The sequence below is a fragment of the Hathewaya limosa genome, from assembly GCF_030815255.1.
GTDB lineage: Bacteria > Bacillota > Clostridia > Clostridiales > Clostridiaceae > Hathewaya > Hathewaya limosa.
Genome location: NZ_JAUSWN010000009.1, coordinates 1 through 14,827, shown reverse-complemented (window position 1 = coordinate 14,827; position 14,827 = coordinate 1). Strand labels below are relative to the sequence as shown.

Here is a 14,827-nt window from a genome sequence, read left to right as displayed (position 1 = left end):
ATTTTTAGTATGGGAGAAGTAATAGTAATTACATCAGGAAAAGGTGGAGTAGGAAAAACAACTACTACTGCCAATTTGGGAACAGCCCTAGCGTCATTAAATAAAAAAGTTGTTGTTGTTGATGGAGATACTGGACTTAGAAACTTAGATGTTTTAATGGGTCTTGAAAATAGAATAGTATTTACTCTTTTAGATGTTATAGAAAATAAATGTGCTTTAAGAAAGGCATTAATAAAAGATAAACGTTTTGATAATTTATACTTATTACCTACAGCACAATGTAGGGATAAAGATGATATAAAATCAGAGGAAATGCTTAAAATAATTGAGGAATTAAAGAAAGATTTTGAATATGTTTTAATCGATTGTCCTGCAGGTATAGAACAAGGATTTGAAAATGCCGTAGCTGGAGCTGATAGGGCTGTAGTTGTTGTAAATCCTGAAATTACATCAGTAAGAGATGCAGATAGAGTAATTGGTAAGCTTGATGGTAAGGGTGTAAATAATCATGCAGTAATAGTAAATAGATTAAATTATGAAATGACTAAAAATGGAGATATGCTTGGAGTAGATGATATTATAGAATGTTTAGCTGTAAAACTTATAGGTGTTGTACCGGAAGATAAATGTGTTACTATATCAACTAATAAGGGAGAACCTATAGTTCTTGATGAAGGAGCTAATGCAGGTGTAGCATTTAAAAATATTGCAAAAAGAATTTGTGGTGAAGAAGTACCGTTTCAAAATTTTGAAACTGAAACAACAAGTTTTTGGGGTGCTTTAAAGAAAATATTTAAAGTAAAATAGGAGGAACATAATGGATTTATTAAAGATTTTTTCAAGTAAATCAAACCCTAAAGATACGGCATCCAATAGATTAAAGTTAATTTTAATTCATGATAGAGCAAGTGTATCTCCTGAATTATTAGATAAAATAAAAACAGAATTATTACAGGTAATTTCTAAATATGTAGAGATTGATACACAAGAATTAGATGTTAAGGTTACTAGAACAGAGGAAATTGAAGGAAGTTCACCAGCTTTAATTGCTAGTATTCCTATAAAAAATATTAAAGAATAAGGGTTATGTTTAAAATAAGGATTATATAAATCATTAATTTTAAATGAATTTGTATAGTCCTTTTTTTATAGCTAAATTTTTATTATATTTTGTGATATAATCTATATGTAAATTTTTTTGAAGGGAGTAAAGCAATGTTTGAAAGGCTAAAGATAAATTCTAAGTTGTGGAAAGAACTAGACTTAGTTATGCTTATTACAACTATTCTAATTGTATGTTATGGTATTGTAAGTATTTATAGTGTAGTTGGAGTAGATTTTGCTCAAAAACAGTTTACCTGGCTTATAATATCACTAATAGCAACATATGGCATAATAATTTTTGACTATAGAATTCTTAGTAATTATGCTGGTACCTTTTATTGGTTTACTATTTTTTTGCTTGTGTTAAATGAATTTATGGGATCCGTTGTAAATGGGGCAAAAGGATGGATAAAATTAGGTCCAGTTAGCATTCAACCAGCTGAGTTTGCTAAGTTAGGATTAATTATAATGCTTGCTAAAAAGCTTGACGATATGGAAGGGGATATAAATAATCCTAAAAACTTTTTTACATTAATTTTTTATGCAGCAATACCTATGTTACTTATTGTAAAGCAACCAGATATGGGAATGACTATGGTATGCTTCTTTATAATATTAGGCATTTTCTTTATAGCAGGACTAAATTCAAAGGTAATAATAAGTGGTCTTGTTGCAGTAGTATTAATGATATCTATTGTATGGTCAGTTATGCCTACTTATTGGAGAGGAAGATTATCATCATTTATAAATCCTGAGCAGTCAGGACAATATGGATATCAGGCGGTACAATCTAAAACTGCAATAGGTTCAGGGCAATTAACAGGAACAGGTTTTTTAAAAGGTAAGCAATTAAAATTTGTTCCAGAATCTCATACAGACTGTATTATATCTGTAATAGGAGAACAATGGGGCTTTATAGGTGTAGTGGCATTATTATTACTGTATGGAATTATATTGTATAGAATGATTAAAATAGCCGCCACATCTAAGGATATCTTTGGATCTATTATTGTATCTGGACTGGTGTCGTATTTTCTATTTGCTATTTTACAGAATATAGGAATGAATTTAAGTATTATGCCTGTTACTGGAATAACGCTTCCTTTAGTAAGTTATGGGGGAAGTTCCCTATTAACGAATTTTATGGCCATAGCCTTAGTTTTAAATATAGGAATGAGAAGGAAAAAAATTAACTTTTAATAAAAAACTCTAGCTAAAATTTAGTTAGAGTTTTTTATTGCTACTTTATCATATTATTATGCGTCCTTAAATATAAATAATAGAGATTTAAAATAATTTGAAACTGAAAGGAGGTATGAGTAATGGGGGCGTATAATGAATATTATGAAAAATATTATAGAGGAATTAATAGAAAAAATAAATTTAATTATAAATGTAAGGATTCCTTTAATAAGGAAGCTTTTGGACAATATAGATTAAGAAATAATTATAATAACTACAATTATAATATAAATAAAAATTTTAGAGGTTTTAGTATACAGAGAATTTTAATTATCTTTAAAAGACAATTGATTTGTGTTTTATGTTTATTTTTATGTATTATTTTTTTAAAAGCTGTTCCTATAAAACAAAATAAGAAAATTTATTATTATTGTAATACCACGTTAAAAAAGGAAGTAAGATTAAAAGATTACTTAGAGAGGTATAAAGAAAAATATTCACAAATAAATCTTAAGGACATTAAAAGTTACATAGAATTAAAAGAAAATACTATGATGGATATAATTAAAAATAAAAAAATAGAAAAATATGTGGTAGATAAATTAGATAGCTTTTTTTTAGGAATTTAACTTAATAAGTATTAGGAGGATAAGCTTGATAAAATTTTCCAAATCATTTGCCTTATATGTATTACTCTTATTGTTGTTTGGGTTTAGAGGAGAGATATTTATCTCTCTAATTTTTATTATTTTACATGAATTAACTCATTACTTTGCAGCTAGAAAATTGGGGTTTTCTGCTTACGAAATAAAGTTATTACCTTTTGGAGCAGTACTTAATTTACAGGATATAGATGATGCAGAACCTTTTGAGGATTTTATTATATCTATAGCTGGACCATGTATGAATATTATATTGGCTTTGGTATTTTATTTTATATATTACAAGTTTAAAGTTAATTTTTGTTATAGATTTTGTATTTGCAATTTAGTTTTAGGAATTTTTAATTTGATTCCTGCATTTCCCTTAGATGGGGCTAGAATTTTAAGGGATTTTTTATCTTTAAAAATGTTATACAGAAGAGCTAATAAAATAACTTTAAATGTAAGCGTAGTGATAGGGTGTTTACTATGTTTTTTATATTTTTTATGTTTTTTTAAGGGATACAGAGGTATAAGTATAGGATTAATAGCGCTATTAGTTATAACAACATCACTTAAAGAAAGGGAAAGGGTGTCATATATAATTATGGGGGATATTGTGAAGAAAAAAGGTAAATTTATAAGAAGAGGATATTTAGAAAATAAAAGTATATCTATTTACTATAAAAGCAACTTATTAAAAGCTTTAGAACTTATTGATAAAAATAAATATAACGTATTTCTTGTATTAGATGAAGAAATGTGTGTTATGGATATAATATATGAGGATGAAATTATTGATGCACTTAAAAAATATGGTAATATAACTCTTGAGGAATTTGTAGAAGATGAATCTAATATAGGAAACAAATAATGTTTTGTAAAACATACTTTATGTGATAAAATAAAAAGATGTAAAAAACTTAAGGAGGAATATAGATGAACAAAATTTCTGACCACATTTTATACAAGGTAGAAAAACCTGCTAGATATATAGGTGGAGAATTTAATTCTGTGGTTAAAGATAAAGATAACGTTGATATTCGTTTTGCTTTTTGTTTTCCTGATGTTTATGAAGTTGGTATGTCTCATTTAGGAAGCAAAATCCTTTATTATACATTAAATGAAAGAGAAGATACATATTGTGAAAGATGTTATGCACCATGGCCTGATATGGAAGCAGAACTAAGAAAAAATAATATACCATTATTTACCCTAGAAACTAAGGACTCATTAAGTAAATTTGATATTATGGCTTTTACACTTCAATATGAAATGAGCTATACAAATATTTTAAATATGCTTAGTATGAGTAATATTCCTTTGAAGGCAGAGGATAGAACAGAAGAGGATCCTATAGTGTTCTTCGGGGGACCTTGTGCATATAATCCTGAACCTTTATATGCTGTAGCAGACTTTTTTGCATTAGGTGAGGGAGAAGAAGAATTAAATGACGTTTTAGATGTACTTAAAATATATAAAAAAGAGCATAAAGATAAACAATGGCTTTTAAGAGAACTTGCTAAAATTGAAGGGATATATGTACCAAGTCTTTATGATGTTAGTTATAACGAGGATGGAACAATTAAAGAATTTAAACCTAAATATGAAGATGTTCCAGCTAAGGTTAAAAAAAGAATTTTAACTAACTTTACAGAAGCTCCTTTCCCAGATAAATTATTAGTTCCATATACAGAAGTAGTACATGATAGAATAACCTTAGAAACTTTTAGAGGATGTACAAGAGGGTGTAGATTTTGTCAAGCAGGTATGATTTATAGACCAGTTAGAGAAAAATCTACGGAAAAACTTTTAGAACAGGTTGAAGGTTTAATAAAAAGTACAGGATATAATGAAGTTTCTTTAATTTCTTTAAGTATCTGTGATTACTCTAATATTGAAAATTTAATATCTCAATTTATAGAAAGATATGGAGAAAAGAAAATAGGGGTATCACTTCCATCTATTAGAATAGATTCCTTATTTGTTGATATATTAAATGAAATACAAAAAGTTAGAAAATCAGGGTTAACATTAGCTCCAGAAGCGGGAACTCAAAGAATGAGAGATATCATAAATAAAGGAGTTACAGAAGAGGATTTAATAAAATCTGTAAGTTGTGCATTTAGAGCAGGATGGGCTACGGTTAAACTTTATTTTATGGTGGGACTTCCAAATGAAACTATGGAAGATGTTTTAGGTATTGCAGATTTAGGTGAAAAAGTAGTGGATCAATATTTTAATCTTCCTAAGAATGAAAGAAAAAGAGGATTAAAGGTTACTATTAGTACTTCTATATTTGTTCCAAAACCATTTACACCATTCCAATGGGCACCACAAGAAAGAATGGAAAGTGTTAAAGAAAAAATTGGACAATTAAATAGTAAAATCAAGAGTCGTTCTATATGCTATAATTGGCATGAATCACCAGTGAGCTTTATGGAAGCGGTATTTGCTAGAGGAGATAGAAGAGTCTGTGATGTACTTTTAAAAGCACATGAAAAAGGCGCTAAGTTTGATGGATGGAGTGAATATTTCAATTTTGAAATATGGAAAGAAGCTTTTGAAGAGTGTAACATAGATCCAGAGTTCTATGCATACAGGGAACGTTCATATGAGGAAATATTACCTTGGGATTTCATAGATGTTGGTGTTAGTAAAGAATTTTTAATAAGAGAAAATGAGAAAGCTAAAAATGTTGAAGTTACACCAGACTGTAGACAAAAATGTGCAAATTGCGGAATAAACAAAAGCTTTAAAGAAGGGAAGTGCTTTGAAGGTGCGTTACTTAATAAAGTATGCAAAAAATAGTGATATAAAGTTTATATCACATTTAGACTTAATGAGAACTATACAAAGGACTATAAGAAGAGCAGAGATTCCAGTAGAATTTTCAAAAGGATTTAATCCTCATATGTCTCTTTCTATAGGTCAACCACTTGCAGTCGGAGTATATTCAGAGGGAGACTATTTAGATCTTGTATTATTAGAGGAAGTTTCCGAGGAAGAAATTATAAAAAAATTAAATGAAAATGCTCCAAGTGGAATTACTTTTTTAGAAGCAGTAGCTGTTCCGAGAATAGAAGGTCAAAAAAAACTTCCACAGGCTATGGCTGCAATAGAAGCTGCTAGCTATACTATAAAATTTGTATGTTCAAATACTAATAATGTTGAAGAAAAATTTTCTCAACTTCTAAAAAATGAAAAATGGGAAATATTAAAAAAGAGTAAAAGTGGTGAAAAGTTAGTAAACATAAAACCACAAATTAAAGAAATTAAGTATTGGCTTAAAGATGAACAATTTATATTGCAAGTTTTAGTTAGTTGTGGATCTAAAGAGAACTTATCACCACAATTATTAAGTGAGTACATAATAAATAATACAGATTTTATGGATAAAGATAAATTTGTAGATATAAAAAGAAAAGAAATGTATATTATTAAAAATAAAAAATACGTTTCTCTTGCAGATTATTTTAGAGAAAGTAAATAGGTGGTATTAAATGGTCAAGGTTTACATAGAAAAAAATGAAAATTACACAAGAATTCTAAAACTAGACCAAGAAAAAGATATAATATTGTGTCTGATGGAGAAAGAAGATTTTTCACCTAAAATAGGGCATATTTATTTAGGGGCTATAGAGAATATAGCCCCTAGAATTAATGGCTATTTTGTTAATATAGGAACAAATAAAAATTGTTTTATGAATAAAGAAAAGGCACATAAAAATTTAAAAATAGGTGAATATGTTCTTGTGGAAATTTTAAAAGAAGAAATAGGAGAAAAAGGAGCAGTTGTAACCTCTAAAATCTCATTAGGGGGAAACTATATAGTATTAAGTAGAGGAACAGGAAAAGTAATCTGTTCTAAAAAGATAGTTAATAAAGAGTTTAAAAGTAATGTTAAAAATCTATTTGAAGTAGGAAATTTAGATATTATTTTTAAAGGTAAAAGTGAAAATGTTTCTGAAGAAGAAATAAAGAAAGAATTTACAAGACTACATAATAAATTTTCAGAAATATTAAAAAAAGAAAGTTTTTCTACCAAAGTAGGAGAAGTATATAATAGTCATGGAATTTTAAAAGAATGTATATATACTATTGATGCAAATGAAAGTTATGAGTTTATTATAAATGATAAAACTATAAAAGAATATGTAGACGAATACATAGATAATATAAATGAAGAACAGAGAAAAAACTTTAAAGTAACATTTATAGAAGAGAGCTTCTTAATAGAAAAATTTCATTTAGAAGAAAAAATTTTAGATCTTAGAAATAAAAAGGTTTTTTTAAATTCTGGCGGTAATATGGTAATTGATAGGATGGAAGCTTTAACGGTAATTGATATAAATTCAGGATCTAACAAAATAGAATGTCCTAATATAAAAGAAGAAAATATAAACCTTCAATGTGCAGAAAAAATCCCATCACTTATTATGAGCAGGAATTTAAGCGGAATAATAATAATTGATTTTATCAATATAAAAAGTAAAAGACATAAAGAAGAAGTTATAAAAGTTTTAAAAAAAGGTTTTTATAAAGATAGAAATAAAGTTACTATAAAAGATTTTAATGAATTAAATTTAGTTCACATAGTTAGAGAAAGACGTGGGAAAAATATATATGAATATTTAGATGAAAGTATTGATAATAATTTTATTAATATTAATAGAGTAAGCTTAGATTATTTTAAATTTTATGTAAGAAATAAAATTAAAAATTTAAGTTTAGAACATAATATGAAATTAAAAGTAACAATTCCTATGTTTTATAAAAATGACGTTGAAAAAGATAAAAATAAATTTTTAAAGGAAATAAATTTAAAAAATTATTTATTAGATATTGACTTTAAGGAAAATTTAGATAAAATAGTAATAGAAAAAATTCTTTTTTAAAAGAAGTGAAAGCCCAAAAAAAATTAAAAGTACAAGTATAATTAAATCTTTACAAAGAATTAATTATATGATAAAATGGCTTTTGTAGGCCGCACACAATGGTTTTTAGAAAACATTATTTTATTAATGTACCTAAGTGGCGAGATTGGATAGAGGAGGTGCTTTCGAATGTACGCAATTATTGCAACTGGTGGTAAACAATACAGAGTTCAAGAAGGAGACGTAATATACGTTGAAAAATTGAATGCTGAAGTTGAAGCTACTGTTGAATTACAAGATGTTTTAGCAGTAGGTAAAGAAGAAGGTTTAGTTGTAGGAAAACCTGTAGTTGAAGGAGCTAAAGTTGTTGCTAAAGTTTTAGAACAAGGAAAAGCTAAAAAGGTTATCGTATTCAAATACAAACCTAAAGAAGACTTCAGAAAGAAAAAAGGTCACAGACAATTATACACTAAACTTCAAATAGAAAAGATCCAAGCATAATTTATGATTACTGCTAGATTTAAACGAAAGCATGATAACATTGTATTTTTTAAGATTTCCGGCCATGCAGGATATGCAGATCCGGGCTTTGACATAATATGTAGTTCAGTATCCTCTATAAGTTATACTATTGCAAATGGAATAACAGAGATATTGTACATAGAGCCAGAGATTAAGGTCGATGAAAATCAAGGATTAATGAGTTTAGATTTAAGCCATAATTCCTTAGAAGAAATTGAAAAAAGTCAAGTTTTAATGAAAACAATGCTTTTAGGAATAAAAAGTTTAGAACAACTGTACGGTGATTACATTAAGGTAATTGAAGAGGAGGTGTAATACCATGTTATTAATGAACCTTCAGTTATTTGCCCACAAAAAAGGGGTAGGTAGCTCAAAGAACGGTAGAGACAGTGAGTCTAAGAGACTTGGTGCTAAACGTGCTGATGGTCAATTTGTACTTGCAGGAAACATTCTTGTAAGACAAAGAGGAACTAAAATCCATCCAGGTTTTAACGTAGGTATCGGTGGAGATGACACTTTATACGCTAAAGTTGATGGAATTTTAAAATTCGAAAGAGTTGGAAAAGATAAGAAAAAAGCAAGTGTTTACCCAGTTGAAGTTGAAATAGAAGAAGCTATGGCTGAGTAATACGTGTAATTAAAGCACCCTAGTTTGGGTGCTTTTTTAAAATTAAGAAATAGATTATAAAATATAAAGTAGTCAATAATATAATTAAAGTATATAAGGATTGTTTTGTTAGGATAAAGACTTTTTACTAAAAAGAAATTATATCGTGGAAGTTTCTGGGAGTTTATGGGTTTATGGATATATAACGGATATATAAATTATAATAAAAGCATGAAAGAAAATAAAAAATAATAAAACATAAGAAGGCAAGGTGAGAATATGTTTATAGATAAGGCTAGAATTTTTGTTAAATCTGGTGATGGAGGAGACGGATCCATTCATTTTAGAAGAGAAAAATATATAGCATTAGGTGGACCAGATGGTGGAGATGGTGGAAGAGGTGGATCAGTTACTCTGATTGCAGACAAAGATATGACAACACTAATGGATTTCACATATAAGAAAAAATACGTAGCAGAAAGAGGAACTAATGGTTCAGGATCTAAATGTTATGGTAAAGATGGAGAAAGTTTATCTATTAAAGTTCCTATGGGAACAGTAGTTATTGATTATGATACAAATAAAGTAATGGCTGATCTTTCACACCATGGAGATACTTGTGTAGTTGCTAAAGGTGGAAAAGGTGGAAAGGGAAATGTTAAATTTGCTACACCTACTAGACAGGCACCTAATTTCGCAGAACCAGGGATGCCAGGTGAAGAAAGATATATAAAATTAGAGCTTAAACTTCTTGCAGACGTAGGATTAATAGGTTTTCCAAATGTAGGAAAATCAACACTTTTATCTGTAGTATCTAAAGCAAAGCCTAAAATTGCAAACTATCATTTTACTACTTTAAAACCAAACCTTGGAGTTGTTGATTTAAAAGGAATTGATAGTTTTGTTATTGCTGACATACCTGGTATTATAGAAGGTGCTGCAGAAGGTGTAGGACTTGGTATAGAATTTTTAAAACACGTAGAAAGAACCAGATTACTTGTTCATGTAGTTGATATATCAGGATTAGAAGGAAGAGATCCTATTGAGGATGTTAAGAAAATAAATGAAGAATTAAAAAATTATAGCATTAAACTATGGGATAGACCACAAATTTTAGCAGCTAATAAGGCTGATATGTTATATGATGAGGAAGACTTTAAAAAATTCGAAGAAGCAATGAAAGAAATAGGCTATGATAAGGTATTTAAAATATCAGCAGCTACAGGTCAGGGCGTTGAGGAACTTATGAAAGAAAGTGCTAGAATTCTTTCAACTATACCAGTTACTGAACTTGAAATTGCAGAAGAAGATAAGTTTATAGAAGAAGATAAGAAATTTACTTATGAAATTGATACTTCCGAAGAAGGAATATATACTATTACAGGTTCTTTTGTAGACAGATTATTAAGCGCTGTTAATGTTAATGATGCAGATTCACTAAGATATTTCCATAAGGTATTAAAGAATAAAGGAATTCTTGATGAATTAAGAGCAATGGGTATCCAAGAGGGAAATATAGTAAGAGTAAATGATTTTGAATTTGAGTATATATTCTAGGAGGAAATTTATGATAACATCAAAGCAAAGAGCTATGCTAAGAAAATTAGCGAATTCTATGGACCCTATTTTTCAAATAGGAAAATATGGAGTAGAAGAGAATTTATTAAATCAAATAAGTGATGCATTAGAGGCTAGAGAACTTATTAAAATTAAGGTTTTAGAAACTAGTGGAATAACATCAAGAGAAGCAAGCGAAATTCTATGTGAGGAACTTAATTGTGAAGGAGTTCAAGTAATAGGAAATAAACTTGTTATATATAGAAAATCTACTAAAAAACCTAAAATTGAATTATAATATAAGATAAGTGCTAGAATTTCTCTGGCACTTATTTCTATATTTTAAATATTAAAAAGAGGTTTTAAATATGATGAAAAAAGGAATTTTTGGAGGTACCTTTGATCCAATTCATAATGGACACCTTAATATTGCATATGAAACATTTTATGATTTAAACTTAGATAAACTTTATTTTATACCTACTGGAAATCCTCCACACAAAAGTTTAAATAATATTACTTCAGCTTACTTAAGATATGAATTAGTAAAAATGGCTATACGAGATGAAAAAGCTTTTGAAGTATGCGATTATGAAATAAATAAAAAGAAAAAAAGTTATACATATGAAACAGTTAAGTATTTTAAAGAAAAAGAAAAGAGTACAGAGTGGTACTTCATAACAGGGGCGGATTGTTTATTTGATCTTGAAAAATGGAAAAATACAGAAGAAATATTTAAAAACTGTAATCTTGTAGTTTTTCCTAGAAAAGGTTATAATGAAAAAGATATTATAAATCAAAAAAAGTATATAGAAAGAAAATATAATACTAAGATTAAAATATTGCAAGCTCCTTTGTTAGAAATTTCATCTACAGAGCTTAGAAAAAGATTAAAAGAAAACAAGAGAGTAGATTATTTAATGCCTAAAGGGGTATATAATACTATTAGAGCATTAAATTTATATAAATAAACAGTGGTGGTGATATAAGTGTGGCCTAAAGAAAAGATGGTAGAATATCTTAAAGCACATCTTAAAGAAAATAGATTTAAACATACTTTAGGTGTAGTTAAAGCTGCAGAAGAGCTTTCAAAAAAATATGGTTGTGATGAAAATAAAGCTAAATTGGGAGCATTATTACATGATGTAGCAAAAAATATGTGTGATGAAGAAATTATAGAAATCTTAAAAAAAGAAAATTATAAATTGGACTTTCTTATAAAAAATAATCCACAAATTATGCATGGATTTTGTAGTGCATATATAGCAAAACATGTGATGAATGTTACAGATGAAGAAGTTTTGCAAGCTATAATTTATCATACCACAGGAAAAGAAGATATGACTATACTAGAAAAGGTTATTTATTTAGCAGATTTTATTGAAGAAAATAGAGTATATCCTGGTGTAGAAGAATTAAGAAAATTAGCCAAAGAGGATTTGGATAAAGCATTATTAAAAGCCTTTGATAATACTATAGAATTTGTAGTTAAAAAAGGAGAGTATTTGCACTTAGATACTATAAAGGCTAGAAACTATATTTTAAAAAATATGTAGTGAGGTAATTATGAGTAAAGAAAAAAAGAATTCTTCAAAGAATAGAAAAAAGACAAAATTAAGCGAAAAGAAAAATGATTCTTCTAAAAAATATAAAAAGAAGAAAAAGAGACATTTTTTTAGAAACATATTTGTAATTTTTTTAGTGTTGATTTGTAGTTTTTTAGCATATGCTATGCACCATTTAGGAAAACTTAATAACAATGCAGTAGAACTAAATTCAACAAAACCTAAAAATGAGGAATTTATTAATATTCTAGCTATGGGAGTAGATATAGGAGATCCAGATAATCCTAATGACCCCAAAAGAACTGATACTATGATTTTAATTAATTATAACTTAAAAAAGCATAAACTTAACTTAGTTTCTATACCAAGGGATACTAAAGTAGATATAAATGGAAGAACTCAAAAAATTAATGTTGCTCATGCATTAGGTGGGCCTAAGATGACTGTAGAAAAGGTAGAAGAGTTATTAGATATTCATATAGATTATTATGCCAAAGTTGATTATTCTGGTTTTAGAGGACTAATTGATGCTATTGGTGGTATTGATATGGAAATTATGACCAATATGAAATATGATGATGATGCACAAGATTTGCATATTGATTTTAAAAAAGGTCAGAAGGAACATCTAGATGGTGCAAAGGCTGAACAATTCTTTAGATGGAGAAAAAATAATGATGGAACAGGACTTGCAGAAGGTGATATAGGAAGAATTAAAAATCAACATGAGTTTTTACAAGAAGTGTTTAAAAAGGTAAAAAGTCCTACCATAATACCTAGATTACCTAAAATAGTTTCTACTATTCCTAAATGTGTAGAAACTAATATGAGTGCTGGAGATATAATCTCTTATTCTTTAAAATTAATGAGAGTTAAAAAGAATGATATATCTATTAGAACTCTAGGAGGAGAAGGAAGATATATAAATAGAATTTCTTATTTTGTATATAGTGAGAAATTATCCTCAGATGTTTTAAGTTCTATAAAAAATTCTGATTATATAAGTATAAATAAAGATCAAATAAAAATAAATATTTTAAATCAAACTAAAAAAGCAGGGCTTGCTAAAGATTTGCAGAAGTATATAGAAGAAAAGGGATATAAAAATATTACATCAGGTAATAAAACAGGGGAAAATAAAACTAAAATTATATTTAATGGATTAAATAAAGATGTTGCTAATGTAATTAAGGAAGATTTTAAGATTACAAATGTAGAATATAATGATGAAAAAAAAGATGGCGATTATGATGTGGTTGTATTATTGGGATATGACCATGATTATATTAATGAATAATTATGAAAGGGGTTTTTATAATGAAACAAGTTATTTCAACAGAAAAGGCACCAAAAGCTATAGGACCATATTCTCAAGGAATTCAAATTAAAGATTTAATTTTTACTTCAGGACAGCTACCAATTGATCCTGCAACAGGAGAAATGGAAAGTAAAGATATTAAAAAAGCTACTAAATTATCTATGGAGAATGTTAAAGCTATATTAGAAAAACAAAATAGTTCTTTAGATAAAGTTGTAAAGGTAACAATCTTTGTAAAGGATATGAATATGTTTGGAGATGTTAATGAAGTATATGGAGAATATTTTAAGGAAAATGCACCAGCTAGATCTTGTGTTCAAGTAGCTAAGTTACCTAAAGATGGATTGATTGAAATAGAAGCTATAGCATATGTTTAAAAAAACTAGGCTCTGCTAAAATAAAGCAGAGCCTTAAAATTACTTTATATATAAAAGAAAGGAACTTTAGATAAGGCATGAGCAAAAATACCTTAAAAATAGAAGTAAAAGAAATATTAGAGAAAATTAAGTTAAGAGAATATTTAAAGTATGAACAGGAACTTTCAAGTAGATTGATTAAAAAAGCTGCTATAGAAAAAAGAATAAGAGTAAATGGTGAGATTGTAAAACTTAATTATGTAATGAAGTCTAATGATATTATAGAGATAGATCTTCAAAGTGAAGAAAGCCAAAATATTACACCAGAAAAAATGGAACTTGATATTATTTATGAAGATGAAGATATTATAGTAATTAATAAACCACCTTTTATGGTAGTTCATCCAACTAGAAGTCATCAAAGCGGAACTCTTTCGAATGGAGTGTTATATCATTTCAAAGAAAATAATGAAGGATGTATTGTGAGATTAGTAAGTAGATTAGATAGAGATACATCAGGACTTATTATTATAGCTAAAAATCAACATTCTCATATGGCACTGGCTAAAGAGATGGAAAAGAATAATATTGATAAAATTTATTTAGCAATAGTACATGGAAGGTTAGAAAAGAAAAAAGGTATTATAGATGCACCCATAGGAAGAAGATGTGCTGAAAGTCTAAAAAGAGAAGTAATGGAAGAGGGTCAAAAGGCTATTACTTATTATGAGGTTATAGAGGAATTTAAAGATGCTTCTTTAGTAAGGTTAAAGTTAGAAACGGGAAGAACTCATCAAATTAGGGTTCATTTAAGTTATATAGGACACCCTATTTATGGGGATAGCTTATATGGTGAAGAAGAATTACAATACATAAATAGGCAAGCATTGCATGCATATAAGTTAGGATTTCCACATCCTAAGACAAAGAAAGAATTATTTTTAGAATCAAAATTACCAAAAGATATGAATAAGTTAATTGAAATGTTAAAATAAAAATAATAAAAAAGGGGCTGTCGCATTAGCATAAAAATTTATACTAACGCGGCAGCGTTTTTTTGTGTTTTATAGAAAATTTAATAATATTTTACCTTCTATA

Annotated in this window: 18 protein-coding genes; all 18 read left to right on the top strand. The window is 27.8% G+C overall.

The window, feature by feature from the left end; all coding sequences use genetic code 11:
- Nucleotides 1-9 precede the first annotated feature (9 nt).
- The 18 genes from minD (at nucleotide 10) to QOZ93_RS06150 (ending at nucleotide 14,724) form a co-directional block, all read left to right on the top strand.
- Nucleotides 10-807, top strand: coding sequence for a septum site-determining protein MinD (gene minD, locus QOZ93_RS06235; RefSeq protein ID WP_111942998.1), 798 nt, complete (start codon nucleotides 10-12; stop codon nucleotides 805-807).
- A 10-nt stretch (nucleotides 808-817) separates the two neighbouring features.
- On the top strand, nucleotides 818-1,081 hold the full coding sequence (gene minE / locus QOZ93_RS06230) for a cell division topological specificity factor MinE (RefSeq protein ID WP_111942996.1): 264 nt from the start codon (nucleotides 818-820) through the stop codon (nucleotides 1,079-1,081).
- Between the two features lie 134 nt (nucleotides 1,082-1,215).
- Nucleotides 1,216-2,304: a rod shape-determining protein RodA gene (rodA, locus tag QOZ93_RS06225; RefSeq protein WP_307355538.1), complete on the top strand. Its 1,089-nt coding sequence runs from the start codon at nucleotides 1,216-1,218 to the stop codon at nucleotides 2,302-2,304.
- 122 nt (nucleotides 2,305-2,426) lie between these two features.
- The gene (locus tag QOZ93_RS06220; protein ID WP_307355537.1) at nucleotides 2,427-2,915 is read left to right on the top strand and encodes a hypothetical protein; all 489 of its coding nucleotides are present in this window, start codon (nucleotides 2,427-2,429) and stop codon (nucleotides 2,913-2,915) included.
- A gap of 25 nt (nucleotides 2,916-2,940) precedes the next feature.
- Nucleotides 2,941-3,801, top strand: coding sequence for a M50 family metallopeptidase (locus QOZ93_RS06215; protein ID WP_307355536.1), 861 nt, complete (start codon nucleotides 2,941-2,943; stop codon nucleotides 3,799-3,801).
- Between the two features lie 65 nt (nucleotides 3,802-3,866).
- Nucleotides 3,867-5,738: a TIGR03960 family B12-binding radical SAM protein gene (locus tag QOZ93_RS06210; RefSeq protein ID WP_111942988.1), complete on the top strand. Its 1,872-nt coding sequence runs from the start codon at nucleotides 3,867-3,869 to the stop codon at nucleotides 5,736-5,738.
- Nucleotides 5,707-6,420 carry a TIGR03936 family radical SAM-associated protein gene (locus QOZ93_RS06205; RefSeq protein WP_307355607.1) on the top strand — a complete coding sequence of 238 codons (714 nt, stop codon included), beginning with the start codon at nucleotides 5,707-5,709 and terminating at the stop codon, nucleotides 6,418-6,420. The genes QOZ93_RS06210 and QOZ93_RS06205 overlap by 32 nt, the downstream gene beginning before the upstream one ends.
- Nucleotides 6,421-6,430: 10 nt before the next feature.
- Nucleotides 6,431-7,825 (top strand): ribonuclease E/G, encoded by a 1,395-nt coding sequence (locus QOZ93_RS06200; protein ID WP_307355535.1) that lies wholly within the window; start codon nucleotides 6,431-6,433, stop codon nucleotides 7,823-7,825.
- Between the two features lie 168 nt (nucleotides 7,826-7,993).
- Nucleotides 7,994-8,305 carry a 50S ribosomal protein L21 gene (gene rplU / locus QOZ93_RS06195; protein ID WP_111942982.1) on the top strand — a complete coding sequence of 104 codons (312 nt, stop codon included), beginning with the start codon at nucleotides 7,994-7,996 and terminating at the stop codon, nucleotides 8,303-8,305.
- Nucleotides 8,306-8,308: 3 nt separating this feature from the next.
- On the top strand, nucleotides 8,309-8,641 hold the full coding sequence (locus tag QOZ93_RS06190) for a ribosomal-processing cysteine protease Prp (RefSeq protein WP_111942980.1): 333 nt from the start codon (nucleotides 8,309-8,311) through the stop codon (nucleotides 8,639-8,641).
- A gap of 4 nt (nucleotides 8,642-8,645) precedes the next feature.
- Entirely contained in the window at nucleotides 8,646-8,954 is a 309-nt protein-coding gene (gene rpmA, locus QOZ93_RS06185; protein WP_307355606.1) for a 50S ribosomal protein L27, read from the top strand.
- A gap of 258 nt (nucleotides 8,955-9,212) precedes the next feature.
- On the top strand, nucleotides 9,213-10,490 hold the full coding sequence (gene obgE, locus QOZ93_RS06180; protein ID WP_111942976.1) for a GTPase ObgE: 1,278 nt from the start codon (nucleotides 9,213-9,215) through the stop codon (nucleotides 10,488-10,490).
- Between the two features lie 10 nt (nucleotides 10,491-10,500).
- Nucleotides 10,501-10,788 carry a ribosome assembly RNA-binding protein YhbY gene (yhbY, locus tag QOZ93_RS06175; RefSeq protein ID WP_111942974.1) on the top strand — a complete coding sequence of 96 codons (288 nt, stop codon included), beginning with the start codon at nucleotides 10,501-10,503 and terminating at the stop codon, nucleotides 10,786-10,788.
- A gap of 70 nt (nucleotides 10,789-10,858) precedes the next feature.
- Nucleotides 10,859-11,461 carry a nicotinate-nucleotide adenylyltransferase gene (nadD, locus tag QOZ93_RS06170; protein WP_111942972.1) on the top strand — a complete coding sequence of 201 codons (603 nt, stop codon included), beginning with the start codon at nucleotides 10,859-10,861 and terminating at the stop codon, nucleotides 11,459-11,461.
- 18 nt (nucleotides 11,462-11,479) lie between these two features.
- Nucleotides 11,480-12,046, top strand: coding sequence for a bis(5'-nucleosyl)-tetraphosphatase (symmetrical) YqeK (yqeK, locus tag QOZ93_RS06165; protein WP_307355534.1), 567 nt, complete (start codon nucleotides 11,480-11,482; stop codon nucleotides 12,044-12,046).
- A gap of 10 nt (nucleotides 12,047-12,056) precedes the next feature.
- A complete protein-coding gene (locus tag QOZ93_RS06160) occupies nucleotides 12,057-13,352 on the top strand; it encodes an LCP family protein (RefSeq protein WP_307355533.1) in 1,296 nt (431 codons plus the stop codon).
- Between the two features lie 17 nt (nucleotides 13,353-13,369).
- A complete protein-coding gene (locus QOZ93_RS06155) occupies nucleotides 13,370-13,750 on the top strand; it encodes a RidA family protein (protein WP_162630432.1) in 381 nt (126 codons plus the stop codon).
- A gap of 77 nt (nucleotides 13,751-13,827) precedes the next feature.
- Nucleotides 13,828-14,724 (top strand): RluA family pseudouridine synthase, encoded by an 897-nt coding sequence (locus tag QOZ93_RS06150; protein ID WP_307355532.1) that lies wholly within the window; start codon nucleotides 13,828-13,830, stop codon nucleotides 14,722-14,724.
- Nucleotides 14,725-14,827 lie beyond the last annotated feature (103 nt).

Excerpts from the sequence above, each read along its gene's own strand:
- obgE (WP_111942976.1), top strand. The coding sequence starts at position 9,213 with ATGTTTATAGATAAGGCTAGAATTTTTGTTAAATCTGGTGATGGAGGA.
- QOZ93_RS06150 (WP_307355532.1), top strand. The coding sequence starts at position 13,828 with ATGAGCAAAAATACCTTAAAAATAGAAGTAAAAGAAATATTAGAGAAA.
- nadD (WP_111942972.1), top strand. The coding sequence starts at position 10,859 with ATGATGAAAAAAGGAATTTTTGGAGGTACCTTTGATCCAATTCATAAT.
- rodA (WP_307355538.1), top strand. The coding sequence starts at position 1,216 with ATGTTTGAAAGGCTAAAGATAAATTCTAAGTTGTGGAAAGAACTAGAC.
- yhbY (WP_111942974.1), top strand. The coding sequence starts at position 10,501 with ATGATAACATCAAAGCAAAGAGCTATGCTAAGAAAATTAGCGAATTCT.
- QOZ93_RS06200 (WP_307355535.1), top strand. The coding sequence starts at position 6,431 with ATGGTCAAGGTTTACATAGAAAAAAATGAAAATTACACAAGAATTCTA.
- QOZ93_RS06160 (WP_307355533.1), top strand. The coding sequence starts at position 12,057 with ATGAGTAAAGAAAAAAAGAATTCTTCAAAGAATAGAAAAAAGACAAAA.
- QOZ93_RS06210 (WP_111942988.1), top strand. The coding sequence starts at position 3,867 with ATGAACAAAATTTCTGACCACATTTTATACAAGGTAGAAAAACCTGCT.
- minE (WP_111942996.1), top strand. The coding sequence starts at position 818 with ATGGATTTATTAAAGATTTTTTCAAGTAAATCAAACCCTAAAGATACG.
- QOZ93_RS06190 (WP_111942980.1), top strand. The coding sequence starts at position 8,309 with ATGATTACTGCTAGATTTAAACGAAAGCATGATAACATTGTATTTTTT.
- rplU (WP_111942982.1), top strand. The coding sequence starts at position 7,994 with ATGTACGCAATTATTGCAACTGGTGGTAAACAATACAGAGTTCAAGAA.
- rpmA (WP_307355606.1), top strand. The coding sequence starts at position 8,646 with ATGTTATTAATGAACCTTCAGTTATTTGCCCACAAAAAAGGGGTAGGT.
- QOZ93_RS06220 (WP_307355537.1), top strand. The coding sequence starts at position 2,427 with ATGGGGGCGTATAATGAATATTATGAAAAATATTATAGAGGAATTAAT.
- minD (WP_111942998.1), top strand. The coding sequence starts at position 10 with ATGGGAGAAGTAATAGTAATTACATCAGGAAAAGGTGGAGTAGGAAAA.